Annotated in this window: 24 protein-coding genes, 1 pseudogene and 1 other annotated feature; of the genes and pseudogenes, 13 read left to right on the top strand and 12 right to left on the bottom strand. The window is 48.9% G+C overall.

Translation table 11 applies throughout. The features are described from left to right. The first annotated feature begins 207 nt into the window (after positions 1–207). From pelW to K7X24_RS19350, 9 genes and pseudogenes are all read left to right on the top strand, one after another. On the top strand, positions 208–1839 hold the full coding sequence (gene pelW, locus K7X24_RS19390) for a pectate disaccharide-lyase PelW (RefSeq protein ID WP_224557710.1): 1632 nt from the start codon (positions 208–210) through the stop codon (positions 1837–1839). A gap of 47 nt (positions 1840–1886) precedes the next feature. Beyond that, positions 1887–2777: a carbohydrate ABC transporter permease gene (locus K7X24_RS19385; protein ID WP_005968854.1), complete on the top strand. Its 891-nt coding sequence runs from the start codon at positions 1887–1889 to the stop codon at positions 2775–2777. Continuing rightward, positions 2770–3675 carry a carbohydrate ABC transporter permease gene (locus K7X24_RS19380; protein ID WP_044207784.1) on the top strand — a complete coding sequence of 302 codons (906 nt, stop codon included), beginning with the start codon at positions 2770–2772 and terminating at the stop codon, positions 3673–3675. The genes K7X24_RS19385 and K7X24_RS19380 overlap by 8 nt, the downstream gene beginning before the upstream one ends. Before the next feature lie 13 nt (positions 3676–3688). Next, positions 3689–4816 (top strand): ABC transporter ATP-binding protein, encoded by a 1128-nt coding sequence (locus tag K7X24_RS19375; RefSeq protein ID WP_044207782.1) that lies wholly within the window; start codon positions 3689–3691, stop codon positions 4814–4816. A 15-nt stretch (positions 4817–4831) separates the two neighbouring features. After that, a complete protein-coding gene (locus K7X24_RS19370) occupies positions 4832–6121 on the top strand; it encodes an ABC transporter substrate-binding protein (RefSeq protein WP_224557708.1) in 1290 nt (429 codons plus the stop codon). Between the two features lie 256 nt (positions 6122–6377). Then, positions 6378–7100, top strand: a complete 723-nt coding sequence (locus tag K7X24_RS19365; protein WP_198996782.1) for an oligogalacturonate-specific porin KdgM family protein — start codon at positions 6378–6380, stop codon at positions 7098–7100. A 348-nt stretch (positions 7101–7448) separates the two neighbouring features. Further along, on the top strand, positions 7449–8402 hold the full coding sequence (gene paeX / locus K7X24_RS19360) for a pectin acetylesterase PaeX (protein ID WP_224557706.1): 954 nt from the start codon (positions 7449–7451) through the stop codon (positions 8400–8402). A gap of 80 nt (positions 8403–8482) precedes the next feature. Then, positions 8483–8989, top strand: a pseudogene (locus tag K7X24_RS19355) (metal-dependent hydrolase); the annotation flags it as partial. A gap of 364 nt (positions 8990–9353) precedes the next feature. After that, positions 9354–10748 carry an L-cystine transporter gene (locus K7X24_RS19350; protein ID WP_224557703.1) on the top strand — a complete coding sequence of 465 codons (1395 nt, stop codon included), beginning with the start codon at positions 9354–9356 and terminating at the stop codon, positions 10746–10748. Positions 10749–10857: 109 nt separating this feature from the next. Here K7X24_RS19350 and osmE read toward each other — a convergent pair whose 3' ends face one another. Next, entirely contained in the window at positions 10858–11187 is a 330-nt protein-coding gene (osmE, locus tag K7X24_RS19345; RefSeq protein WP_224557701.1) for an osmotically-inducible lipoprotein OsmE, read from the bottom strand. A gap of 224 nt (positions 11188–11411) precedes the next feature. Between osmE and nadE the strand changes: the two genes are divergently transcribed. The 4 genes from nadE (at position 11412) to K7X24_RS19325 (ending at position 15623) form a co-directional block, all read left to right on the top strand. Beyond that, a complete protein-coding gene (gene nadE / locus K7X24_RS19340) occupies positions 11412–12236 on the top strand; it encodes an ammonia-dependent NAD(+) synthetase (RefSeq protein WP_224557699.1) in 825 nt (274 codons plus the stop codon). Between the two features lie 88 nt (positions 12237–12324). Beyond that, the gene (yddG, locus tag K7X24_RS19335) at positions 12325–13212 is read left to right on the top strand and encodes an aromatic amino acid DMT transporter YddG (protein ID WP_224557690.1); all 888 of its coding nucleotides are present in this window, start codon (positions 12325–12327) and stop codon (positions 13210–13212) included. Between the two features lie 130 nt (positions 13213–13342). Then, positions 13343–15061 (top strand): ABC transporter ATP-binding protein, encoded by a 1719-nt coding sequence (locus K7X24_RS19330; RefSeq protein WP_039489636.1) that lies wholly within the window; start codon positions 13343–13345, stop codon positions 15059–15061. Between the two features lie 136 nt (positions 15062–15197). Then, positions 15198–15623: a nitrous oxide-stimulated promoter family protein gene (locus tag K7X24_RS19325; protein WP_224557678.1), complete on the top strand. Its 426-nt coding sequence runs from the start codon at positions 15198–15200 to the stop codon at positions 15621–15623. 61 nt (positions 15624–15684) lie between these two features. Here K7X24_RS19325 and ihfA read toward each other — a convergent pair whose 3' ends face one another. From ihfA to kdgR, 11 genes are all read right to left on the bottom strand, one after another. Next, the gene (gene ihfA, locus K7X24_RS19320; RefSeq protein ID WP_009112984.1) at positions 15685–15981 is read right to left on the bottom strand and encodes an integration host factor subunit alpha; all 297 of its coding nucleotides are present in this window, start codon (positions 15979–15981) and stop codon (positions 15685–15687) included. A gap of 4 nt (positions 15982–15985) precedes the next feature. Then, complete coding sequence (gene pheT, locus K7X24_RS19315; protein ID WP_109224733.1) at positions 15986–18373, bottom strand: phenylalanine--tRNA ligase subunit beta; 2388 nt, start codon at positions 18371–18373, stop codon at positions 15986–15988. A 14-nt stretch (positions 18374–18387) separates the two neighbouring features. Next, positions 18388–19371 carry a phenylalanine--tRNA ligase subunit alpha gene (gene pheS, locus K7X24_RS19310; RefSeq protein ID WP_014915263.1) on the bottom strand — a complete coding sequence of 328 codons (984 nt, stop codon included), beginning with the start codon at positions 19369–19371 and terminating at the stop codon, positions 18388–18390. A 108-nt stretch (positions 19372–19479) separates the two neighbouring features. Further along, positions 19480–19605 (bottom strand) — a sequence feature (Phe leader region). Next, positions 19555–19599, bottom strand: a complete 45-nt coding sequence (gene pheM / locus K7X24_RS19305) for a pheST operon leader peptide PheM (protein ID WP_106120997.1) — start codon at positions 19597–19599, stop codon at positions 19555–19557. (Overlaps the previous feature by 45 nt.) A gap of 84 nt (positions 19606–19689) precedes the next feature. Then, positions 19690–20046 carry a 50S ribosomal protein L20 gene (gene rplT / locus K7X24_RS19300; protein WP_005968887.1) on the bottom strand — a complete coding sequence of 119 codons (357 nt, stop codon included), beginning with the start codon at positions 20044–20046 and terminating at the stop codon, positions 19690–19692. Positions 20047–20089: 43 nt separating this feature from the next. Next, positions 20090–20287: a 50S ribosomal protein L35 gene (gene rpmI / locus K7X24_RS19295; protein ID WP_010275699.1), complete on the bottom strand. Its 198-nt coding sequence runs from the start codon at positions 20285–20287 to the stop codon at positions 20090–20092. A gap of 95 nt (positions 20288–20382) precedes the next feature. Further along, entirely contained in the window at positions 20383–20925 is a 543-nt protein-coding gene (infC, locus tag K7X24_RS19290) for a translation initiation factor IF-3 (RefSeq protein ID WP_095699351.1), read from the bottom strand. Positions 20926–20927: 2 nt separating this feature from the next. Continuing rightward, complete coding sequence (gene thrS, locus K7X24_RS19285) at positions 20928–22856, bottom strand: threonine--tRNA ligase (protein ID WP_044207761.1); 1929 nt, start codon at positions 22854–22856, stop codon at positions 20928–20930. A 258-nt stretch (positions 22857–23114) separates the two neighbouring features. After that, positions 23115–24515 (bottom strand): amino acid permease, encoded by a 1401-nt coding sequence (locus tag K7X24_RS19280; protein ID WP_224557675.1) that lies wholly within the window; start codon positions 24513–24515, stop codon positions 23115–23117. Between the two features lie 136 nt (positions 24516–24651). After that, complete coding sequence (locus K7X24_RS19275) at positions 24652–24915, bottom strand: YebO family protein (protein ID WP_224557673.1); 264 nt, start codon at positions 24913–24915, stop codon at positions 24652–24654. Positions 24916–25172: 257 nt separating this feature from the next. Continuing rightward, positions 25173–25964, bottom strand: coding sequence for a DNA-binding transcriptional regulator KdgR (kdgR, locus tag K7X24_RS19270; RefSeq protein WP_224557671.1), 792 nt, complete (start codon positions 25962–25964; stop codon positions 25173–25175). Positions 25965–26114: the final 150 nt, after the last annotated feature.

Below are 26114 nucleotides of genomic sequence, written 5' to 3'. Positions count from 1 at the left end.
ATTTGTTTTTCAAGTTGTTATTTCGTTTTTCATGATTCTTTCTCCTGCCAAAATCCTTTCTTAAAAAAAATCAAAACAACGTTCCGACTTTGATCACACTTTCGATATTGCGTGCATGACGACAAGGTTAATAGCGCAATATAATCAATCAAAACAGTGTTTCTATTTATAAGGAACTGTTCACACGGTTCCATAAGAAGGTACTCCATGAGTATTTTTGAAAGCTTATACACCAGCAGGAAATCGCAGCTCGACGAATGGGTTGCAGCACTCGATAGCCACATTGCCTGCGTTCAGGAGAAAGGCCGCAGCCAAAGTCAGCCGACGTTATTATTGGCTGACGGTTTTGATGTGGAAAATTATGCACCTGCGATGTGGACATTCCCAGATGGACATAGCGCTCCTATTTCTAATTTTGCCAGCCAGCAAAATTGGCTAAGAACGCTGTGTGCCATGAGCGTCGTTACGGGTAATGAGAGTTACCAGCAGCACGCTATCGCACAAAGCGAATATTTCCTGGATCATTTCGTTGATGATAATAGCGGCCTGTTCTTCTGGGGCGGCCACCGCTTTATTAATCTGGATACGCTGGCAGGCGAAGGGCCAGAATCCAAAGCTCAGGTGCATGAATTAAAACACCACCTGCCCTATTACGCGTTGTTGCATCGTGTTAATGCGGAAAAGACGCTGAATTTCTTTCAGGGTTTCTGGAACGCACACGTTGAAGACTGGGATTCACTGGATCTAGGCCGTCATGGTGATTACAGCAAAAAACGCGATCCAAATGTGTTCCTGCATGCCCGCCATGATGTCGTCGATCCGGCACAGTGGCCTGTTCTGCCATTAACGAAGGGGTTAACTTTTGTTAATGCTGGCACAGACCTGATTTATGCCGCATTCAAATACGCAGAATATACGGGCGATAGTCACGCCGCGGCTTGGGGTAAACATCTTTATCGCCAATACGTTTTGGCCCGCAACCCAGAAACTGGTATGCCTGTGTATCAGTTCAGTTCACCACAGCAGCGCCAGCCAGTGCCGGAAGACGATAACCAGACGCAATCCTGGTTTGGCGATCGTGCTCAACGCCAGTTTGGCCCAGAGTTCGGTGAAATAGCGCGTGAAGCCAATGTGCTGTTCCGCGATATGCGCCCACTGCTGATTGATAACCCACTGGCAATGTTGGATATTCTCCGCACGCAGCCTGATGCAGAAATGCTGAACTGGGTTATTTCAGGGCTAAAAAATTACTATCAGTACGCCTACGATGTCACCAGCAATACACTGCGCCCGATGTGGAACAACGGCCAGGACATGACAGGCTACCGTTTTAAACGCGATGGCTATTATGGTAAAGCGGGTACGGAATTAAAACCGTTTGCATTAGAAGGTGATTATTTATTACCGCTGGTTCGTGCTTATCGTCTGAGCGGCGATGAGGACCTTTATGCTCTAGTTAACACCATGCTGACACGGCTGAACAAAGAAGAGATTCAGCACATCGCCAGCCCGGTACTTTTGTTGACCGTTATCGAACTGGCCGATCACAAACAATCAGAATCTTGGGCACATTACGCCGCGCAGTTGGCTGACGTTTTGTTTGAACAACATTTCCACCGTGGTTTGTTCGTTCGCTCCGCACAGCATCGTTATGTTCGTCTGGATGATACCTATCCGCTGGCTTTACTGACTTTCGTTGCCGCTTGTCGCAACAAATTAAACGATATCCCATCGTATCTGACACAAGGTGGATATGTTCACGGGGATTTTCACGTTAATGGGGAAAATAGAATTGTTTATGACGTGGAATTAATTTATCCAGAGTTATTAACAGCTTAATTTTATGTTTTTTTTAATGGTTCACAATTAATCAATAGGTAAGCATTATGAATGAAAACAGAATGCTGGGGTTAGCCTATATCTCCCCCTATATTATAGGGCTGATAGTTTTTACCGCTTTCCCCTTTGTTTCGTCATTTATCCTCAGTTTTACTGAGTATGATTTGATCAATCCGCCTGAATTTACGGGGCTAGAAAACTATCACCGTATGTTCCTGGAAGATGATCTCTTTTGGAAATCCATGGGCGTCACCTTTGCCTATGTATTTCTGACCATTCCATTGAAATTAATCTTCGCATTGTTAATTGCGTTTGTACTTAATTTCAAATTACGTGGTATCGGTTTCTTCCGTACTGCTTACTATGTGCCTTCTATTCTGGGCAGCAGCGTGGCAATCGCCGTTCTGTGGCGAGCACTGTTCGCTATCGATGGCTTGTTAAACAGCTTCCTCGGCGTGTTTGGCTTTGACGCTATCAACTGGCTGGGCGAGCCGTCGCTGGCACTGATGTCGGTAACCCTGCTGCGCGTATGGCAGTTTGGTTCCGCCATGGTTATCTTCCTTGCTGCATTGCAGAACGTTCCGCAATCTCAGTATGAAGCCGCCATGATCGATGGTGCATCCAAATGGCAAATGTTCCTGAAAGTAACGGTACCGCTGATTACACCGGTTATTTTCTTTAACTTTATCATGCAGACCACTCAGGCATTCCAGGAGTTTACGGCACCTTACGTCATTACTGGCGGTGGTCCAACGCACTACACCTACCTGTTCTCGCTCTATATCTACGATACGGCGTTCAAGTATTTTGATATGGGCTACGGTGCTGCATTGGCATGGGTTCTGTTCTTGGTTGTTGCGGTATTTGCGTCTATCTCCTTTAAGTCGTCGAAATACTGGGTGTTCTACTCCGCTGATAAAGGAGGAAAAAATGGCTGACATGCATTCAAACCTGACGACAGCACAAGAAATTGCTGCTGCAGAAGTACGCCGCACGCTGCGTAAAGAAAAAATCAGTGCCGCTATCCGTTACGTGGTTCTGCTGTTCGTTGGCTTGCTGATGCTTTATCCACTGGCGTGGATGTTCTCAGCATCGTTCAAACCGAACCATGAGATCTTCACCACGTTGGGTCTGTGGCCAGAACACGCCACCTGGGACGGTTTCGTTAACGGTTGGAAAACCGGTACGGAATACAATTTCGGTCACTACATGATTAACACGTTCCAGTATGTGATTCCGAAAGTGGTTCTGACCGTCATCTCCTCGGTGATTGTGGCTTATGGCTTCGCTCGCTTTGACATTCCGTGGAAGAACTTCTGGTTTGCTACGCTGATTACCACCATGCTGCTGCCAAGCACCGTACTGTTGATTCCGCAGTACCTCATGTTCCGTGAAATGGGCATGCTGAACAGCTATCTACCACTGTATTTGCCGCTGGCGTTTGCAACACAAGGGTTCTTTGTATTCATGCTGATCCAGTTCCTGCGTGGTGTACCACGTGATATGGAAGAAGCTGCCCAGATCGATGGCTGTAACTCCTTCCAGGTGCTGTGGTATGTGGTCGTGCCGATTCTGAAACCAGCCATCATCTCTGTTGCGCTGTTCCAGTTCATGTGGTCAATGAACGACTTTATCGGTCCGCTGATTTATGTCTATAGCGTGGATAAATATCCGATTGCGCTGGCGCTAAAAATGTCTATCGACGTGACTGAAGGCGCTCCGTGGAATGAAATCCTGGCCATGTCCAGCATTTCCATTCTGCCATCCATTATTGTTTTCTTCCTGGCACAGCGTTACTTCGTACAAGGCGTGACCAGCAGCGGAATTAAAGGTTAATAGAGGATTTATCATGGCTGAAGTTATTTTCAAAAAGCTGGAAAAAGTATACACCAACGGTTTCAAAGCGGTTCACGGCATCGACCTGACCATTAAAGACGGTGAATTCATGGTTATCGTCGGCCCGTCTGGCTGTGCGAAATCCACGACGCTGCGTATGCTGGCCGGTCTGGAAACCATTAGTGGCGGTGAAGTCCGTATCGGCGAGCGCGTTGTTAACAATCTGGCGCCAAAAGAGCGTGGGATTGCCATGGTGTTCCAGAACTACGCCCTCTACCCTCACATGACGGTAAAAGAGAATCTGGCGTTTGGTCTGAAGCTGAGCAAACTGCCTAAAGAGCAAATTGAAGCGCAGGTCGCTGAAGCGTCCAAAATTCTGGAGCTGGAAGACCTGATGGATCGTCTGCCGCGCCAGCTGTCTGGTGGTCAGGCACAGCGTGTGGCCGTAGGCCGTGCCATCGTTAAAAAGCCAGATGTGTTCCTGTTTGACGAACCATTGTCTAACCTGGATGCCAAACTGCGTGCTTCGATGCGTATCCGTATTTCTGACCTGCATAAGCAGTTGAAGAAAAGCGGTAAAGCAGCAACAACGGTCTATGTTACCCACGATCAGACTGAAGCAATGACCATGGGTGACCGTATCTGCGTCATGAAACTCGGTCACATCATGCAGGTCGATACGCCAGACAACCTGTACCACTTCCCTGTCAACATGTTCGTTGCTGGCTTCATTGGCTCACCAGAAATGAACATTAAGCCGTGCAAACTGGTCGAAAAAGACGGTCAGATTGGCGTTGTGGTGGGTAACAACGCGCTGGTATTAAACAGCGAGAAGCAAGACAAAGTCCGCAGCTATGTCGGACAAGACGTCTTCTTCGGTGTTCGCCCAGACTATGTTTCCGTGTCAGATACGCCATTTGAAGGCAGCCACTCACAGGGTGAGTTGGTTCGCGTAGAAAACATGGGTCACGAATTCTTTATGTACATTAAAGTCGATGGCTTTGAATTAACCAGCCGCATTCCTTATGACGAAGGCCGGCTGATTATCGAGAAGGGCCTGCATCGTCCGGTGTATTTCCAGTTCGATATGGAAAAATGCCATATTTTTGATGCAAAAACAGAAAAAAATATCTCTCTTTAACAGGAGTAGTAACCGATGAAAAAAGCGATCCTACACACGTTAATAGTTTCATCTCTGGCATTAGTGGCAATGCCTTCTTTCGCCGCTGATAATGTTGAATTGAGAATGTCCTGGTGGGGCGGTAACAGCCGTCACCAGCAGACGCTCAAAGCCATTGAAGAGTTCCATAAACAGCATCCGAACATCACGGTGAAAGCGGAATACACCGGATGGGATGGTCACCTGTCTCGTCTGACTACACAGATTGCCGGTAACACCGAGCCAGATGTGATGCAGACTAACTGGAACTGGCTGCCGATTTTCTCTAAAAACGGTACCGGTTTTTATGACCTGAACAAAGTGAAAGATACTCTGGATCTGGCACAGTTCGATCCAAAAGAGCTGCAAAGCACCACGGTCGACGGGAAACTGAACGGTATTCCAATTTCCGTTACTGCTCGCGTATTCTACTTCAACACCGAAAGCTGGCAAAAAGCGGGACTGGAATATCCGAAAACGTGGGACGAACTGTTGAACGCCGGTAAAGTGTTCAAAGAAAAACTGGGCGACCAATACTACCCTATCGTGTTGGAACACCAGGATTCTCTGGCACTGCTGAACTCTTACATGGTTCAGAAATACAACATCCCTGCTATTGATGTAAAAAGTCAGAAATTCGCCTACACCGATGCGCAATGGGTTGAATTCTTTGGCATGTATAAGAAATTGATCGACAGCCATGTCATGCCTGATGCGAAATACTATGCCTCTTTCGGTAAGAGCAACATGTATGAGATGAAGCCATGGATCAACGGCGAGTGGTCTGGTACTTACATGTGGAACTCCACCATTACCAAGTACTCTGACAACCTGCAACCACCAGCAAAACTGGCATTGGGTAACTATCCGATGCTGCCTGGTGCGAAAGATGCCGGCTTGTTCTTCAAACCTGCACAGATGCTGTCTATCGGTAAGTCAACCAAGTATCCTAAAGAATCTGCTCAGTTGATCAACTTCCTGCTGAACAGCAAAGAAGGTGCTCAGGCTCTGGGTCTGGAACGTGGTGTACCATTGAGTAAAGCCGCTGTGGCTCAGCTGACTGCTGATGGCATCATCAAAGATGATGCACCAGCCGTTGCCGGGTTGAAACTGGCGTTGGCTCTGCCGCATGAAGTGTCTGTCTCTCCTTATTTCGACGACCCGCAAATCGTTTCTCTGTTTGGTGATACCATCCAGTCTATCGATTACGGTCAGAAATCTGTGGAAGACGCAGCGAAATACTTCCAGCGTCAATCAGAGCGTATTCTGAAGCGCGCAATGAAGTAATGTCGTACCCGATTTAAGCTGTAATTCATCCCTGCCGCACTGACGGCAGGGATTTTTCATTTAAATTAAAACAACCGCTATATTCAATTCGATCTCCCTCACAATTTGAAACCCCATTTTACTTTTTGTTACCCAAGCCGATCTCGATCACAGAACGTAATTTAATAATAAATAAAATAGAACTTGTCCCAAAAAGCATAATGCGTCTTTCGAAATAAAGTATTAAGCATCATCCTAACCAATAGGGAATATAACAATGAAATTTAAATTATTAGCTCTGGCTGTTACGTCATTAATTAGTGTGAATGCAATGGCTGTGACAATCGATTATCGTCATGAAATGAAAGATACACCAAAAAATGATCATCGCGATCGTTTGTCAATATCACACCGTTTTGATAACGGCTTTGGCCTTTCTGCCGAAGCAAAATGGCGTCAGGCAAATAACGACAACACGCCGAATAAACCATTTAATGAAACCGTCAGCAATGGTACAGAAGTGGTTGCCAGCTATGTGTATAAAATTAACAAAACCTTCCAAGTTGAACCAGGTTTCTCTTTAGATTCAAGCTCTACTTCTAACAACTACCGTCCTTATTTGCGTGGGCGTGCGGCAGTTACTGATGATTTTTCTGTTTCTTTCCGCTATCGCCCATACTATTTAAGAAACAGTGGACTTAATATTGGAAAAGCAAACAGTGATCCTTCCGTTGAAAAAGGTTACAATTTAACAACTGTATTAAGTTATAAATTCCTGAAAGATTTTCAAGTTGATTATGAGTTAGATTATAAAAAAGCAACTAAAGCTGGAAAAACACTCTACGACAACGATAATGATAATTTCGATCATGACGTAAAACTTTCTTATAAATGGGATAAAAACTGGAAACCATATACGGCTGTAGGTAACGTAGCTGAGGATGGAAAAACAGATCGCCGTCAGACTCGTTTCCGTGTTGGTGTGCAATACAGCTTCTAATAACGGCCTTGTTATTTAAATAAGCGTCATTAGTTGGCAAAAGGGATGTGAGTGTTAATTGATTCACTCAGCTTTATCATTAGCATCCCTTTATTATGATGTGTTGTTGGTTAAACAAGTTAGTTACGTTTCGTTGTTACATGTGGCGTCGTTAAATGTAATTTAGCTACATGCGAGTTAGCTGTTGGAATTGCTGTGTCTGATTTACCCTCTTCGTGTATGAATGTTATTTCTTTATTAAAGTTTGCGGTTCAGGGTAGTCATTTTTTCTCCGATGTGATGGCTACCCTATTTTTTTACCATCGCCCAACGATTTCCCCCCTTCTCCCCTTTGTCAGGTGATCTATCATGATTGTTCGTTCTCTGCTTGTCGGGGCCATTATGATGTCTGTGCATGGATTAGGTTACGCCCAACCTGTTTTTCCTGTCTGGCCACACGGTGAGGCTCCGGGAGCCTCTTCTTCAACGGCACAGCCGCAGGTGGTTGAGCGCAGCAAAGATCCTTCCCTTCCCGATCGAGCAGCAACCGGTATTCGCAGCCCTGAAATCACCGTTTATCAGGCCGAGAAGCCAAACGGCATGGCATTGCTCATTACACCTGGCGGCTCTTATCAGCGCGTCGTGCTGGATAAGGAAGGCAGCGATCTGGCACCGTTCTTTAATCAACAGGGTTATACCCTTTTCGTGATGACCTATCGCATGCCCGGCGAAGGCCATAAAGAAGGTGCTGACGCCCCGCTAGCCGATGCCCAGCGAGCCATCAGAACGCTAAGAGCCAACGCCGATAAGTGGCACATTAACCCGCAGCGCATCGGAATTATGGGGTTCTCCGCGGGTGGTCATGTTGCTGCCAGCCTGGGAACCCGATTCGCCCAGTCCGTTTACCCCGCGACGGATGCTATTGACAGCGTCAGTGCACGCCCTGATTTCATGGTGCTGATGTACCCCGTTATTTCGATGCAGGCAGATATTGCGCACGCAGGTTCGCGCAAACAGTTAATCGGCGAACAGCCGACGGAAACGCAGGTGCTGCGCTATTCGCCAGAGAAGCAGGTTACCGATCAGACGCCTCCTACGTTTCTGGTGCATGCTGTTGACGATCCGTCAGTGTCAGTTGATAACAGTCTGGTGATGTTTAGCGCATTGCGGGAAAAACAGGTTCCGGTCGAAATGCACCTTTTTGAGAAAGGTAAACACGGCTTCGGCCTGCACGGCACCAAAGGACTTCCTGCGGCGGCCTGGCCTCAGTTGCTGGACAACTGGCTGCGCGTTTTACCTGTGAACAACGAACAACCGAAATAAATCATTACGCCGCCACCGCTTCCGCAGGCAGGGATAATCTCTTATACTGTATAAAATAACAGTTTTATTTGAGAAGTTTCATGACTGCGGAAGGACACCTGCTGTTTTCTGTTGCCTGCGCGATTCTGGCTAAAAAAGTTGAGCTATCACCTGCGCTGGCTACCGGAGACTGGTGGCACATTATTCCCGGTGCACTCCTTACCGCGCTGCTGCCCGATATCGATCACCCTAAATCCGTTCTCGGGCAGCGCCTGAAGTGGCTTTCTTCACCGATTGCCCGCCTCTTTGGTCACCGCGGGTTTACGCACAGCCTCCTTGCTATCGCCGCGGGTATTTTCTTTATTCAGACGCGCCTGCCGCCAGACTGGCCAATTCCAACCGATGCCTACCATGCCATGATCGTCGGTTATCTGAGCCACATTCTCGCTGATATGCTGACGCCATCGGGCGTCCCTCTGCTGTGGCCCTGTCGCTGGCGTTTCCGTTTGCCAATTTTAAACAGCCAAAAAGGCAATCAGTTGGAACGCTTTCTGTGCATTGCCTGTATCGGCTTTTCGCTGTACCAGCCACAAAAAAATCTGGACTGCTGCACCTACGAACAGTCATTTCGCTTTTTGCAGTCAGCGCAAACTTACCTCTTCCAATACGTGAAATAACCACGTTACCTGGCGTAATACCCTAAATAATTCGAGTTGCAGGAAGGCGGCAAGAGAAGGAATCCCGATGAGCTTACTCAGGTAAGTGATTCGGGTGAGTGAGCGTAGCCAACGCACATGCGGCTTGAAGTATGACGGGTATAGACATATCTCTGTAACATGATGGAAAAAGACCTGCTATCCTGTGCGCGTTTGTTATTTTTCATCGCAAAAATCACGCTACCTCCACCGATCTACGTTACCGCGCGAGATCGTAGGCAGCGTGGCACGACTCACTGATAGGGAGCAAAGCCGGATGAATTTTCCGCTACTCATCAATATTCTGCTATTTGTCGTATTACTGCTCGGATTAGGTTACGCCAACCGTAACCCATCCTGGAGTCTGGCCAAGAAAGTGTTGCTGGGGTTGGTTGTCGGGGTGCTATTTGGCCTAGCACTGCATCTGATTTATGGTGGCGACAACCCGGTTGTTAAGCAGTCCATCTCATGGTTTAACATCGTTGGTAATGGCTACGTGCAGCTGTTGCAGATGATCGTCATGCCGCTGGTCTTTATCTCCATCCTCAATTCCGTTGCCAAGCTGCATAACGCCTCGTCATTAGGGAAGATCAGCCTACTGACGCTTTCTACCCTGTTGATTACTACGCTAATTTCTGCCTTGGTCGGCGTTTTTGTCACCAACCTGTTTGGCCTGACGGCTACCGGATTGGTGCAAGGCGCGCAGGAAACCGCGCGATTAACAGCGATTGAAAGCAACTATGCAGGTAAAGTCGCTGACCTTAACGTGCCTCAGCTTATCCTGTCATTCATCCCTAAAAATCCGTTTGCTGAGCTGACTGGCGCAAACCCAACGTCTATCATCAGCGTCGTTGTCTTTGCAGCCTTCCTTGGCGTAGCAGCGCTACAGCTGTTGAAAGATGACGCAGTCAAAGGCCAGCGCGTTTTAACCGCGATTGACACGCTGCAATCCTGGGTGATGAAGCTTGTTCGTCTGGTAATGAAATTAACGCCTTATGGTGTTATGGCGCTGATGACCAAAATGGTCGCCAGCTCTAACCTGCAAGATATCCTCAAGCTGGGCAGCTTCGTTGTCGCCTCCTATCTGGGGCTGGCGATTATGTTCGGCGTCCATGCACTGATTCTGTCTTTCACGGGTATCAATCCAGCTCGTTTTTATCGCAAAGTCTGGCCGGTACTAACGTTCGCGTTTACCAGCCGCTCCAGCGCAGCAACGATCCCACTCAGCATCGAAGCACAGACGCGCCGAATTGGCGTACCGCAATCTATCGCCAGCTTTGCGGCGTCTTTTGGGACTACAATCGGTCAGAACGGCTGTGCAGGGCTTTACCCTGCGATGCTAGCGGTGATGGTTGCGCCAACAGTGGGAATCAACCCGCTAGACCCCGTATGGATCGCGACGCTAGTCGGTATTGTCACCATCAGTTCTGCCGGTGTGGCAGGTGTGGGCGGTGGTGCCACCTTTGCCGCATTAATCGTTCTGCCCGCGATGGGGCTGCCGGTCACTCTCGTTGCTCTACTGATTTCCATTGAGCCGCTTATCGATATGGGCCGTACCGCGCTTAACGTTAGCGGATCGATGACGGCAGGGACGGTCACCAGCCAGTTGATGAAGCAGACGGATAAAGCGGTTTTCAACGAGCAGGATGATGCTGAGTTGACGCACCGCTAAACCACATAGCGACAGAAAAAGAAAACGCCGGCAGCATCAGCTGTCGGCGTTTTCTTTTTCTGACTCTTCACCCGCTCTTTTTAATGACGACTTCGTGCAATCACGTTACTTAGCGCTGTGGGTTAGTATCGTAAGCCTGGCAGCTCTGGAAGCCTTTATTGAGAACGTGGCCAGTCTCGCCGTAGCTCACAAAATAGTTCTGTGCAGTACCATCACGGTTCTTCAGCAGATAATCACTACAGGTGCCTTTGGCATTCACCAGCCGTTTTTCTACCCCGCTGCCTGCAAGTTGATGGACCTGCTGCTTCATCATTCCTACTTTCACATCTTTCACCACCGGCTCATTGACATAACTTTCTGCCTTATTATAAGCCGAACATCCCGCCAACATGACAGCACCTGTTACCGCAATACACAAGAGTAATCTGTTATTCTTCATCTCATTACCTCATTATTAATGGGTCACACTAAGGCTAGTCGGCAGTGACCACTTTTTCAAATTATAAGGAGAGTATGTAACCTATTGGCCAATAGTCTAAAACGGGTTATCTATAGGGAAAATGACTACCTGACAGCTTGTTCTTTTTCTTCACGTCGATTCGTTTTACACTCAGGCAGCGTAATAATTCTTTTGCAGTATCAATAAGTTCAGGAGGGGATGGCATGTCATTACAAAACGACATTATCACTGCGTTAGGAGTGAAAAGCAGCATCGAACCAGCACAGGAAATCCGTGTTAGCGTTGATTTTTTAAAGAATTATCTGAATGCTCACCCGTTCGTTACGTCGTTAGTTTTGGGTATCAGCGGCGGGCAGGATTCTACGTTGACAGGCAAACTGTGCCAGATGGCTATCACAGAGTTACGCCATGAGACGGGGAATTCTCGTTATCAATTCATCGCTGTTCGGCTGCCTTACGGCGTGCAGGCTGATGAAGCTGACTGTCAGGATGCCATTGCCTTTATCCAACCTGACCGCGTATTAACCGTCAACATCAAGCCTGCTATTGAGGCCAGTGAAGCCACCTTACGTGCCATCGGTGTGGAGCTTTCCGATTTTGTAAAAGGCAACGAGAAGGCCAGAGAACGTATGAAAGCGCAGTACAGCATCGCGGGTATGAATGCTGGCCTCGTCGTAGGTACCGATCATGCAGCGGAAGCCGTAACAGGCTTTTTCACTAAGTACGGCGACGGCGGCACTGATATCAACCCGATTTTCCGACTGAACAAGCGTCAGGGTAAAGCGCTATTGCACGAACTGGGCTGCCCTTCTCATCTTTATACCAAAGCCCCCACCGCCGATCTGGAAGAAGACCGTCCGTCCCTTCCGGATGAAGTCGCATTGGGCGTCACCTATGAAAAGATCGACGACTATCTGGAAGGTAAGCAGATCGAGGCTAACGATGCGGCCATTATCGAAAACTGGTATCGCAAAACTGAACACAAGCGTCGGCCGCCGATTACCGTTTTTGATGATTTCTGGCGATAAATCATTGTGATGAGCAAACCGGACGCAGATAACGGCGTCTGGTTTGTTTTTGGTTTCCTCTGCACAGACTTCATAACTGGGAATAAACATGACGCCACAGCGCGCCACGCTCACGGGCCTACTGGCGATCGTTTTATGGAGCACATCCGTCGGGCTTATCCGTAGTCTGACAGAAGCGCTCGGCCCCATCGGCGGCGCCGCGATGATTTATTCCACCAGCACGCTATGTCTTCTGGCCTTTTATGGTCTTCCCCGCATTAAAACGCTACCCAGAATCTATTTATTCGCAGGCGGTGCGATGTTTGTCTGCTACGAGATATTTCTGTCGCTGTCCATCGGGCTAGCGGATAGCCGCATGCAGGCGATAGAAATAGGGATGATTAACTATTTGTGGCCCAGTTTGACCATTCTTTTTTCTCTTTTTATCAATCAGCAGAAAAGCCGTTTCCTGCTCTGGCCCGGTCTCGCACTCGCGCTGGGCGGCATTGTGTGGATTATGAAAGGAGAAAGCGATTGGACACCAGAACTGCTGTGGAACAACGTTCTTGCTAACCCGCTGGCCTACAGTCTGGCGTTTTCTGCGGCCTTGACCTGGGCGCTCTACTGCAATATCACTAAACGTTACGGGCAGGGAAAAAGCGGCGTCTCGCTGTTTTTTTTCATCACCGCCCTCATACTCTGGACGCAGTATTCCTTCAGTGCCGAAAGTGCGATTTCATTAACCTTGCCAAGTTCGCTGCAACTGCTCTTTATGGGCGCATCAACCGCATTAGCCTATTCCGCCTGGAATATCGGTATTCAGCATGGCAACCTAACATTTCTGGCAACCGCCTCTTATTTCACGCCCGTGTTTTCCACTCTATTGGCCGCGTTCTGGCTCAATATCACGCCCGCCATTTCATTTTGGCAAGGCGTCGTCATGGTCACGGCAGGCTCACTGCTTTGCTGGTATGCGACGCGTACGCCGACAAGCTGATCTCAACCGTCCCCACGGTTTTCGTCTGGATTTCCTGACCAATAAAAACCCTAATCTGCTCGTGGTCATATTTTTCTTACTAACCTGTTATAGTCGTCCTCACATTTCGTTACCTAAAAAATAGTCACACATGTTAAGGCGTTTCTTTTCGTACTATTCCCCTTACAAAGGGTTATTCGTCCTCGATTTCGGCTGTGCCATTATCGCTGGTCTGCTTGAATTAGGGTTTCCGATGGCGATTAAAGCGTTCATCGACAAACTATTGCCGGATCAGGACTGGTCGCTGATCCTGTTAGCGTCGGTGGCGCTATTGGCGGTGTACCTGCTGAATACCGCGCTGATGGCCATCGTCAACTATTGGGGACATGCGCTGGGCGTGGGTATTGAAACCGATATGCGGCGGCAGGCATTTGAGCACCTGCAAAATTTGCCGTTCCGTTACTACGACAATATGAAGACCGGCCATATCATCACCCACGTCACCAAAGATCTGGAAGAAGTGGGGGAAATTGCCCATCACGGCCCGGAAGACCTCTTCCTCGCGATCATGACGTTTATTGGTGCGTTCATCCTGATGGCAACGGTTCACCTGAATCTGGCGCTGCTGACGATTATTATCGTGCCTTTCATGACGTTTCTCGTCAGCCGCTATGGTGCGCGCATGACGGAAACCTGGCGTCAGCTATTCGGTCAGGTTGGCAACTTCAACGCCCGAATTGAAGAAAGCGTTGGGGGTATCCGCGTCGTTAAAGCGTTTGCTAATGAAGCGCATGAGAAGAAACTGTTCTCCAACGATAACGAAAACTACCGCCGTACCAAGCTGCAGGCCTATCGGATCATGACCGCCAGCATGACGCTCAGTTACCTCAGCACGCGCCTGATACAGCTTATCGTGATGCTGGCCGGTATTTGGTATGTCATTCAGGGCGAACTCAGCTACGGCGGTTTTATCGGCTTCCTGCTGCTGATTGAGGTTTTCTTCCGACCAGTCGCCAAAATTACCTCGGTGCTGGAGAGCTATCCCAAAGGGATTGCGGGATTCAAACGCTTTACTCAACTGATCGACACCGTTCCTGAGATTGCCGACGCCCCCGATGCGCATGATGCCGGGCCGCTGAAAGGCGATATCCGCTTTAATCAGGTGAGCTTTGGTTATTCTGCCGATCGTCCGATTCTGCGTAATATCGACCTGTCGATTCGCGCAGGGGAAACCGTGGCGTTTGTTGGCCCATCTGGTGCGGGCAAAACCACGCTCTGTTCCCTGCTTCCCCGCTTCTACGATTTAACCAGCGGAGCCATCACCATTGACGGCATGGATATCCGCCAGATGACGCAGGCGTCACTACGCAGTCAAATCGGCATCGTACAGCAGGATGTCTTCCTGTTCGGCGGCACCATTCGGGAAAACATCGCTTACGGTAAGCTTGATGCCAGCGATGAAGAAATCATGGAAGCCGCACGGCGTGCGCGGTTAGATGAGCTGATCGAAAATCTGCCTGACGGGTTAGATACCGTGGTCGGCGAGCGCGGCGTTAAACTCTCAGGTGGACAAAAGCAGCGTTTATCGATCGCGCGAATTTTCCTGAAAAACCCGCCGATCTTGATTCTGGACGAAGCGACATCTGCACTGGATACCGCGACAGAGCAGGCGATACAGCAGTCGCTCAGCGAGCTTTCCGCAGGACGTACCACGTTGATCATCGCCCACAGGCTGGCAACCATACAGAATGCTGGGCGCATTGTGGTGGTGGATAACGGCAGCATCATTGAGCAAGGCAGCCATCAGGTACTGCTGGATCAAAGTGGTATCTATGCCAGATTACATCAGGCGCAGTTCGGTCAGGCCTGATTACGATCTCCCTCGGCGAGGGTTCTCCTCGCCTTTTTCTCTCTGCTTTCCCACATAGATGTGACTTCAGAGGTTTCCCTTGCAATAAATTGCATTTAAAATGCATCTATTATGATTTCATCAGGACATGACGCACATGGCGAGAAAACCCCTGGGAAAATACCGACAGCGGGAGATCCGTACCGTCGGATTGATGATCGAACTGTATGAAGAGCATCATCCTGAAACCGACGATAACGCGCAGTATAAAGACTTATTCAATTACGCCATCAAGCGTCTGGAACGCTGCCAGTTCGGTGAAGATAAACCCGCGTGTAAGCATTGCCCCATTCACTGCTATCAACCCGCCAGACGTGAGGCGATAAAAGCGATTATGCGTTGGTCGGGGCCACGGATGTTGTTACGCCACCCGATTCTGGCAATACGCCATTTAATTGACGATCATCGACCAGTACCGGACTATCCGAAAAAAGAGACCGCGCCAAAAGTGTCAACCGGGCGGGCAACCCGCTTAGCTTCGCAGCATACGGCACCAGCAGATACCGAATCGACGTTGAAATAGATAATGTGAAGACGAATAAGATAGGAAAAGGCCGCTTGCGCGGCCTTTTTGGGTGACACTGTTACTCTTTGGGAGAGGCGTTCTCTACCCTGCTTTTTAGCTTTTGCCCCGGACGGAACGTGACCACACGGCGCGCCGTAATCGGAATATCTTCGCCAGTTTTTGGGTTACGTCCCGGACGTTGGTTCTTGTCTCGCAAATCAAAATTGCCAAAACCTGACAACTTGACCTGCTCGCCATTTTCCAAAGCGCGACGAACTTCTTCAAAAAACAGCTCGACTAGCTCTTTGGCATCCCGTTTGCTCAGCCCGAGCTTCTCAAACAGGTATTCTGACATTTCAGCTTTAGTAAGCGCCATAGGTTCAATCCCTCAAGGATGCTTGGAATCGCTGTTTTAATGCTGCTACGCATTCTGCAACGGTAGCGGCAATTTCCTCTTCTGCCAGTGTACGCGTGGTATCTTGCAGGGTCAGACTGATAGCCAGACTCTTATAACCTTCCGCTACGCCCTTCCCTCGGTACACGTCGAATAAGTTTACGCCAACTAACTGATTTGCGCCAACTTTCTTACACTCAGCCAAAATATCGCCCGCAGGGACATTTTCAGCGACCACAACGGCGATATCGCGACGGTTCGCCGGGAAGCGGGAAATCTCGTTCGCCTCAGGCAATACGCGGTCTGCGACCTTATCCCACAACAATTCGAACACCACGGTGCGCCCGTTAAGATCCAACTTGCGCTCCAGTTCTGGGTGAATAACGCCAATAAATCCAATGCGTTCTCCGCACAGATAAATAGCAGCACTTTGTCCTGGATGCAATGCCGGATTATTTTCGGCCTTGAACTCAACCTCAGACAACTTGCCCGTCAATGCCAGTACCGCTTCCAAATCGCCTTTTAAATCATAGAAGTCAACGGCCTGACGCGCCAGATCCCAATGCTCTTCATAACGGGTGCCAGTAATCACACCCGCCAGCATCAGGTCCTGGCGAATACCCAGGTCAGCACTGGTGTCGGGTACAAAACGGAGGCCGCTTTCAAACAGGCGCAGGCGGCTTTGTTGACGGTTTTGGTTATACACCGCAGCACTCAGCAAGCCACTCCACAGCGATAAACGCATCACCGACATCTCTGCGGAAATCGGGCTCGGCAGGCTCAGCGACGCTTCATTAGGGTGGATTAACCCTTGAATTTTCGGGTCAACAAAACTGTAAGTAATTGCTTCTTGATACCCGTGATCGACTAATAATGTCTTCACGCGCTTCAATGACAGTGACGCTTCGCGATGCGAGGTCATAATCAGCGGAGCTTGAGTCGGAATATTCGGAATGTTGTTATAGCCGTAAATACGCGCGACTTCTTCAACCAGATCCTCTTCAATTTCCATGTCGAAGCGCCAGCTCGGTGCCGTCGCCTGCCAACCTGCATCGGTTTTCGCGACGTTACAGCCCAAACGTTGCAGAATATCGCTCACCTGCTCATCCGCAATCACATGGCCAATCAGACGATCCAGCTTTTCACGGCGCAGCGTAATCGTTGCGCGCGTCGGCAAGTCTGCCTCACTGGTAACATCAACCACCGGACCCGCTTCACCACCACAGATATCAATCAGCAGACGAGTCGCGCGTTCAATGGCTTTGTGCTGTAACGCCGGATCAACGCCACGCTCGTAGCGGTGAGAAGCATCAGTGTGCAAACCGTGACGACGTGCGCGTCCAGTAATCGACAGCGGATTGAAATAAGCGCATTCCAGCAGAACGTTTTGTGTCTCTTCATTGACGCCAGAATGCTCGCCGCCAAAGATACCGCCCATCGCCAGCGCATTCTGCTGGTCAGCGATAACCAGCGTATCCGCATTCAGCTTCGCTTCATTACCATCCAGCAACGTCAGCGTTTCGCCTTCTGTCGCCATACGCACGATAATGCCGCCGCTGAGACGGTCAAGATCGAACGCGTGCATTGGTTGACCGAGCTCCAGCAGAACGTAGTTAGTCACGTCAACCACTGGATCGATAGAACGAATACCGCAACGACGCAGTTTTTCACGCATCCACAGCGGCGTTGCCGCCTTAACGTTGATGCCTTTCACCACACGGCCTAAGTAACGCGGGCATGCCTGCGGCGCATCGACCTGAATCGGGAAAGTATCCTGAATCGTCGCGGCAACGGGCTCAATAGTCGGTTCATTCAACGCCAGTTGATTCAACACGGCGACATCGCGCGCCACACCGATGATACCGAGGCAATCTGCACGGTTCGGCGTCACGCTGATTTCAATCGCGTTGTCATCCAGCTTCAGGTACTCACGGATATCCGTGCCAATCGGCGCATCTACTGGCAGCTCGATGATGCCATCGTGATCGTCGGAAATGCCCAACTCGGAAAATGAGCACAGCATGCCTTCAGACGGCTCGCCACGCAGCTTGGCGGCTTTGATTTTAAAATCGCCCGGCAATACGGCTCCCACCGTCGCCACCGCCACTTTCAGGCCTTGACGGCAGTTCGGCGCACCACAGACGATGTCCAGCAGGCGATCACCGCCTACATTGACTTTCGTCACACGCAGTTTGTCTGCGTTCGGGTGCTGCCCACATTCAACCACTTCACCGACAACCACGCCGTGGAATGCGCCAGCAACAGGCTCAACGCCATCCACTTCCAGCCCTGCCATCGTGATCTGTTCAGATAGCGTTTCACTGTCAACTGCCGGGTTTACCCACTCGCGTAACCAGAGTTCACTGAATTTCATGATGTATACCCGCCTTACTTAAACTGTTTGAGGAAACGCAGATCGTTTTCGAAGAATGCACGCAGATCGGTCACGCCGTAACGCAACATCGTCAGACGCTCCATACCCATACCGAACGCGAAGCCGGAATACACTTCTGGGTCGATACCGACATTACGCAGGACATTCGGGTGCACCATGCCGCAGCCCAGAACTTCCAGCCATTTACCGTTTTTACCCATCACATCCACTTCAGCAGACGGTTCGGTAAACGGGAAATAAGACGGGCGGAAACGAACCTGCAAATCTTCCTCAAAGAAATTACGCAGGAAATCATGCAGCGTACCTTTCAGGTTGGTGAAGCTGATATCTTTATCGACGATCAACCCTTCCATCTGATGGAACATCGGCGTGTGGGTCTGATCGTAATCGTTACGATAAACGCGACCAGGCGCGATGATACGTATAGGCGGTTGCTGCTTTTCCATGGTACGAATCTGAACGCCAGAAGTCTGTGTACGCAGCAGGCGTGTAGCATCAAACCAGAACGTGTCGTGGTCAGCACGCGCAGGGTGATGCCCTGGAATATTCAGCGCATCAAAGTTGTGATAGTCATCTTCGATCTCTGGCCCGGTAACAACCGAAAAACCCAGCTCGCCGAAAAAGGTTTCGATACGATCGATGGTACGCGTCACCGGATGCAAGCCACCATTTTCAATGGTGCGGCCCGGCAGGGAGACATCAATGGTTTCTTGCGCCAGACGCGCATTTAGCTCAGCGGATTCCAGCATGTGCTTACGGGCATTCAGCGCGTCCTGAACGTCTTGCTTAGCCTGGTTAATGACAGCACCAGCCGCAGGGCGTTCTTCAGCCGGCAACTCGCGCAGCGAGGTCATCTGAAGGGTTAAGTGACCTTTTTTGCCCAGATATTCGACGCGCACATTTTCCAGTGCGGCAACATCCTGAGCCTCTTCTATAGCTGTTCTGGCTTTGGCAACCAGCTCTGCGAGATGTGGCATTGTGTTCCTCTTTTTCTGCCTATGTGGCCAACGGTCATGATTGAAGAATGTCGTTTTACTCAAAACGATAAATGTTACTAAAAACAAGAGTAAAAACCGATTATTGTAAACAAAAAAGCCTCCCTATGGGGAGGCTTAAGCGCTACTTTTCGTTTCTTTTCTTACGCGCAAAGCCCCCTGAATTCAGGCGCTAAAGTAAAAAAAGAAACGGAAAATAGCAGCGTTCATACTTGCGTTACCTTTGTCTTATAAATAATAAAAACTAAAAGTGTAAAACTCGACGAAAAGAGGGAGCCAAAGCTCCCTCTCTCAACTGACTTACGCCAGTGCTGCTTTCGCTTTTTCGACCAGCGCGCTGAACGCTAACTTATCGAATACTGCGATATCAGCCAGAATCTTACGGTCAATTTCAACAGAGGCTTTTTTCAGGCCGTTGATGAATTTGCTGTAAGACAAACCGTTTTGACGAGCTGCCGCATTGATACGTGCAATCCACAGCTGGCGGAATTGACGTTTACGTTGACGACGGTCGCGGTAAGCGTATTGACCAGCTTTGATTACTGCCTGGAAGGCAACACGATAAACACGCGAACGGGCACCGTAGTAACCTTTCGCTTGTTTCAATATTTTCTTGTGACGTGCACGGGCAACTACACCACGTTTTACGCGAGCCATATGCTCTCTCCTAAAGTCTTATTCTGAATTAAAAAAAGGTTACTTATGCGTACGGCAGACATGCGATAACAAGACCCAGATCCCCTTTGGAGACCAGACCTTTTGGACGCAGGTGACGTTTACGCTTAGTTGACTTTTTGGTCAGAATATGACGCAGGTTAGCATGCTTACGCTTAAAACCACCGCTTGCGGTTTTTTTAAAGCGTTTAGCGGCGCCACGTACTGTTTTGATCTTTGGCATTGTTATTTCCACTTCGCATTGTTAATAAAACGAATCAGATAAGGCGAACAAAGCCGTACAACACAGAGGTTGTACGGTCTTGCTACTTGAATGCCTTACTGTTTCTTCTTCGGTGCTAGCACCATGATCATCTGGCGGCCTTCGATCTTCGATGGGAAGGATTCGACAACTGCCAGTTCACTCAGATCGTCACGAACGCGGTTAAGCACTTCCATACCAATCTGTTGGTGCGCCATTTCACGACCGCGGAAACGCAGTGTGATTTTAGCTTTGTCACCGTCTTCAAGAAAGCGAATCAGGTTGCGTAGTTTGACCTGATAGTCGCCATCATCGGTACCAGGTCGGAATTTGATTTCCTTGACCTGAATAACTTTTTGTTTTTTCTTCTGTTCCTTTGTGGACTTACTCTTCTCATAAAGGAACTTGCCGTAATCCATAATTCGGCAAACCGGCGGCTCGGCGTTCGGACTGATTTCGACTAAATCAACACCTGCTTCTTCGGCTTTTTCTAATGCTTCATTTAGACTTACGATGCCCAGCTGTTCGCCTTCGACGCCTGATAGGCGTACCTCGTGTGCGCGAATCTCTCTGTTGATGCGATTAGGACGCGCCGGTTGAACTCGTTTTCCGCCTTTAATACTTATACCTCCAATTGATGAAGACTACGGCTGCGAATCTCTTGTTGCAGCTTACTGATGACTTCACTGACGTCCAAGCTCCCCAGGTCTTTACCACGACGAGTACGGACAGCAACTTTTCCTGCCTCGACCTCTTTGTCGCCACAAACCAGCATATAGGGAACACGTCGTAAAGTGTGTTCGCGGATTTTAAAGCCAATCTTCTCATTTCTCAAGTCTGCTTTTACACGAATGCCCGCTTCTTGCAGTTTTCGGGTCAATTCGTTGACATAATCAGACTGACTATCGGTGATATTTATAATCACCGCTTGAACCGGGGCTAACCAGGTCGGGAAGAAACCTGCGAATTCTTCGGTCAGAATACCGATAAAACGCTCCATTGAACCCAAAATAGCTCGGTGAATCATAACCGGAACCTGACGCTCGTTGCTTTCGCCAACGTAAGACGCGTTCAGACGACCCGGTAATGAAAAGTCGAGTTGCACCGTACCACACTGCCACGCACGATCCAAACAGTCATGCAAGGTAAATTCAATTTTTGGGCCGTAGAACGCCCCTTCACCCGGCTGATAGGCGAATTCGATGTTGTTTTCAGTCAACGCGGCAGCCAAATCGGCCTCAGCGCGATCCCACATCTCATCACTACCAATACGTTTTTCAGGACGCGTAGACAGTTTCACCACGATTTTTTCAAAACCGAAGGTGCTGTACATGTCATACACCATCTTGATGCAACTGTTCACTTCATCACGAACCTGCTCTTCCGTACAGAAGATGTGCGCATCGTCCTGAGTGAAGCCACGCACGCGCATTAAGCCATGCAGAGAGCCTGACGGCTCATTACGGTGGCAGCTACCGAACTCAGCCATACGCAGCGGCAGATCGCGGTATGACTTCAATCCCTGATTGAAAATCTGTACGTGGCCTGGGCAGTTCATCGGCTTGATGCAGTATTCACGGTTTTCTGATGACGTCGTGAACATCGCTTCTTTGTAGTTTTCCCAGTGACCGGTTTTTTCCCACATCACGCGATCCATCATGAATGGACCTTTTACTTCCTGATACTGGTACGACTTAAGCTTCATGCGGACAAACGCTTCCAACTCGCGGAAGATCGTCCAGCCGTCGTTGTGCCAGAAAACCATACCTGGTGCTTCTTCCTGCATATGGTACAGGTCAAGCTGTTTGCCGATCTTGCGATGGTCGCGCTTAGACGCTTCTTCAAGACGTTGCAGGTAAGAAGCCAGTTGCTTTTTATCCGCCCATGCGGTGCCGTAGATGCGTTGCAACATTTTGTTTTTGCTGTCGCCACGCCAGTAAGCGCCGGATGTTTTCTGCAATTTGAAATGGTGGCAGAAACGCATATTCGGTACGTGCGGACCACGGCACATATCGATGTATTCTTCATGGTGATACAGACCCGGACGATCGTCACGACTGATGTTTTCATCCAGAATCGCAATTTTGTAGGTTTCGCCGCGTGCAGCGAACGCATCGCGCGCTTCTTGCCAACTGACTTTTTTCTTAATGACGTCATAGTCAGTGTCGGCAAGCTCGTGCATACGCTTTTCGAGCAGCTCAATATCTTCCTGAGTCAGGGTACGGTCGATATCAACGTCATAGTAAAAACCGTTATCGATAACTGGACCAATCGCCATTTTGGTATCTGGCCACAGTTGCTTAATCGCATGGCCCAATAGGTGCGCACAGGAGTGGCGAATAATTTCCAGACCGGCTTCATCTTTAGCGGTGATGATGGCTAACTGCGCATCGGTATCGATCTTATCACTGGCATCAACCAGTTCGCCATTGACACGTCCTGCGATACAGGCTTTTGCCAGACCGGGACCAATATCAAGTGCAACATCGAGGGGAGAAACGGCGTGGTCGTAATGACGCTGACTTCCATCAGGAAGAGTGATAACTGGCATTATAATTCCCTTATTTACAGTGGTGAGCCACACGAAAGCTCACATGCAAAAAATCGCATATCAATTGAAAATCAAAAGTGTTAACCCTGCTATTTCTCTTTACTCTGTGAAATATATACACATGATGCGAACACTAAAGGTGCGCATTAGCGTGACATGGATAACGTCGGGGCAATAATACACCTTATAACTTACGTGTTAAAGCCGGATGGCTAGCCTGTTCATCTTTGCATCGTGATGAACAGGCTACGGAGGGGTTTACTGTGTCTGCACAGACTTCAGCGATGTATTATTTTTGCGGGACAATCGGAAGCCAAGCCAAATAACGGCAATCCAGAACGGAATTAAGATGACCGAAATGCGAATCCCCGGAGACAGCAACATAATCACAAGAATCCCCGCCAGAAACGCCAGACACAGGTAGTTACCCCACGGATACCAAAAGGCTTTAAACGCAGGAACAATGCCCTTCTCTATCATCGCCTGACGAAAACGCAGGTGAGCAAAGCAAATCATGATCCAGTTAATCACCAGCGTTGAAACCACCAGCGCCATCAACAACTCAAAGGCTTTGCCTGGCATCAGGTAGTTGATCGCTACGCCGAACGATGTTGCTAATGCTGACAGCGCGATAGAACGAACGGGGACACCACGTGCGTTGACCTTCGCAAGAGATTTTGGCGCATTTCCCTGTTTTGCCAAACCGTACAGCATCCGGCTATTGCAGTACACACCGCTGTTGTAAACCGATAACGCTGCCGTGAGTACCACGATGTTAAGTACGTTTGCCACTATATTGCTATTCAGCGCCTGGAAAATCAGAACAAACGGACTCCCGCCATCGACGACATTTCCCCACGGATAAAGCGATAACAAAATAGACAGCGCGCCAATATAGAAAATCAGGATGCGATAGACCACCTGATTGGTCGCCTGAGGAATAGAGCGCTTCGGATCGGCTGCTTCGGCAGCGGTAATTCCCACCAATTCCAGACCGCCGAATGAAAACATGATCACGGCCATCGCCATGATCAATCCGCTTGCGCCATTCGGCATGAATCCACCGTGGATCCATAAGTTACGCACCGTTGCCGTTTCGCCGCCATTGCCACTCAGCAGCAACCAACTGCCGAAGACAATCATCCCAACGATGGCAAGCACTTTGATAAGGGCAAACCAGAATTCCGTTTCCCCAAACATCCGCACATTAACCAGATTGATAAGGTTGATCAGCACGAAGAATATCGCGGCGGACAGCCAGGTTGGCGTTTCAGGCCACCAGTATTGGATATAAATCCCCACGGCCGTCAGTTCAGCCATCCCTACCAGAATAAACATCGCCCAGTAATTCCAGCCAGCCAGAAAGCCCGCAAAATCGCCCCAGTACTTATAGGCAAAATGGCTAAACGAACCCGCTACCGGTTCTTCCACCACCATCTCACCCAACTGTCGCATAATCAGAAACGCAATCATTCCAGCAACCGCATAGCCCAATAGAACGGACGGTCCAGCCATTTGGATAGTCTGTGATATCCCTAAAAACAATCCGGTACCAATCGCGCCACCCAGCGCAATCAGTTGAATATGTCGGTTCTTTAACCCTCGTTTTAAAACCAATTCCTGTTGATCGTTTGCTATGTTGTTTTGATCATTTGCCATGTTGTTTTTGTGCTTCCTGTAAAACCTTCTTCATTTTATACCAATTATACCAATGCCTGCTCACGCCATCAGCATGAAGGATGGCATAAGCAGGTAAAGGGATAGGTATTTTACGCGTTACACAGTGATTGAGCCATTAACGTTCCGGGATGACACTTTTAAACGTTAACTCCACATCATCACGATCGCGCTCAGCGGCAAGCGCCTCAGGCTCATTTTTCTCTGCATTCTGGGGCAGCAATTTTTTCAATAACGCTAACTGCTGGCGTTGCTGCTCTACGATCTCCTGCAGCAATTTCACTTGCTCATTCGCTCTGACACTCGCCCGATTAACAAAAAACCAGACCAGCGCGGCCAGCAGCACAATCAGCAAGACAAAAACCACTTCTAATATGTTCACAACGACTCCAGTTATAACCACTTATGACAGGTACCTGTGGGCTATCTTACCACCGTGGCATAGCCAAGTTCGATACCCAACCCTATCAGTTACCCACATCGTGTTGATGCGCATCACTATCGTATTGGTGCAAAAACAAAAAAACGTGGGGAACGTTTTTCAACGTCGCTTGCGACGGCCCGCAGGGTAACGGCTAGGGATAGCACGCCATAAAAAAGCCTGTCGGCAAGGACAGGCTCTGGCATTGATAGGGAATATCAGAAAGGGTAATCGTGGTAGCCCATTTGCTCAGAGATATTTCTGGCTGCGGTGTGCAGCGTCGCGACATATTCGTGTTTGTTTTCTTCTGAAAAACGAATCGTTGGGAAAGAAATACTGAGGCCCGCAATCACCACGCCAAAGCGATCGAATACCGGCACGGCGATACAACGCAGCCCTTCTTCTTGCTCTTCGTTGTCTTCTCCGTAGCCTTGCTCACGCACGACATCCAATTGGTTGAGAAGCGCTTCAGCAGAACACAGCGTGTGTGGCGTACTGCGAGTGAATTCGACGGTCGACAGAACCTCTTCCACTTCGCTACGATCGCGCCATGCCAACAGCACTTTACCAATTGCGGTACTGTGTAACGGATTACGACGGCCAATACGTGAATACATACGCAGGTTATACATCGAATCAATCTTGTGGATATAAACGATGCCTTCTTCATCCAACGCGCCAAGGTGGATTGTTTCTCGCGTTAGTGCAGACAACTCACGCATCTGTATATCCGCACTGCGGATTAAATCTACATTCTGCAATGCTTTTGCCCCAAGTTCAAACAACTTGAGCGTTAGCGAATATTTCTCTGATTCACCTTCCTGCGCAACATAGCCCAGGGATTTCATCGTCTGCAAGAAGCGGTAAACGGTACTCTTGGACATCATGACTCGCTGAGAAAGCTCGGTAATACCAATTTCTCTCTCTTCACCTAATGCCTGTAAAATACCAAAAACCTTTAAAACGGACGACACGGAATCGGGTTGTTTATCTAAATCTGCACTAGCCATTTTTGTGGTTACCCTACTCAGGTTTTTTTGTTTTAAAAAAAATAGAACAATGGTTTTAGTATAAAGGGAACGCTTTGATTATGGCAATGGAGCAATAACGATAATCAAGTTAAGTTTGAGAAATAACCGCGTCAGAGACTTAATAAAATA

This window comes from Pectobacterium versatile (genome assembly GCF_020166435.1).
In the GTDB taxonomy this organism is placed as follows: Bacteria; Pseudomonadota; Gammaproteobacteria; order Enterobacterales; family Enterobacteriaceae; genus Pectobacterium; species Pectobacterium versatile.
The sequence above is the reverse complement of the archived record's forward strand: the minus strand, read 5'-3'. Positions and strand labels throughout refer to the sequence as shown.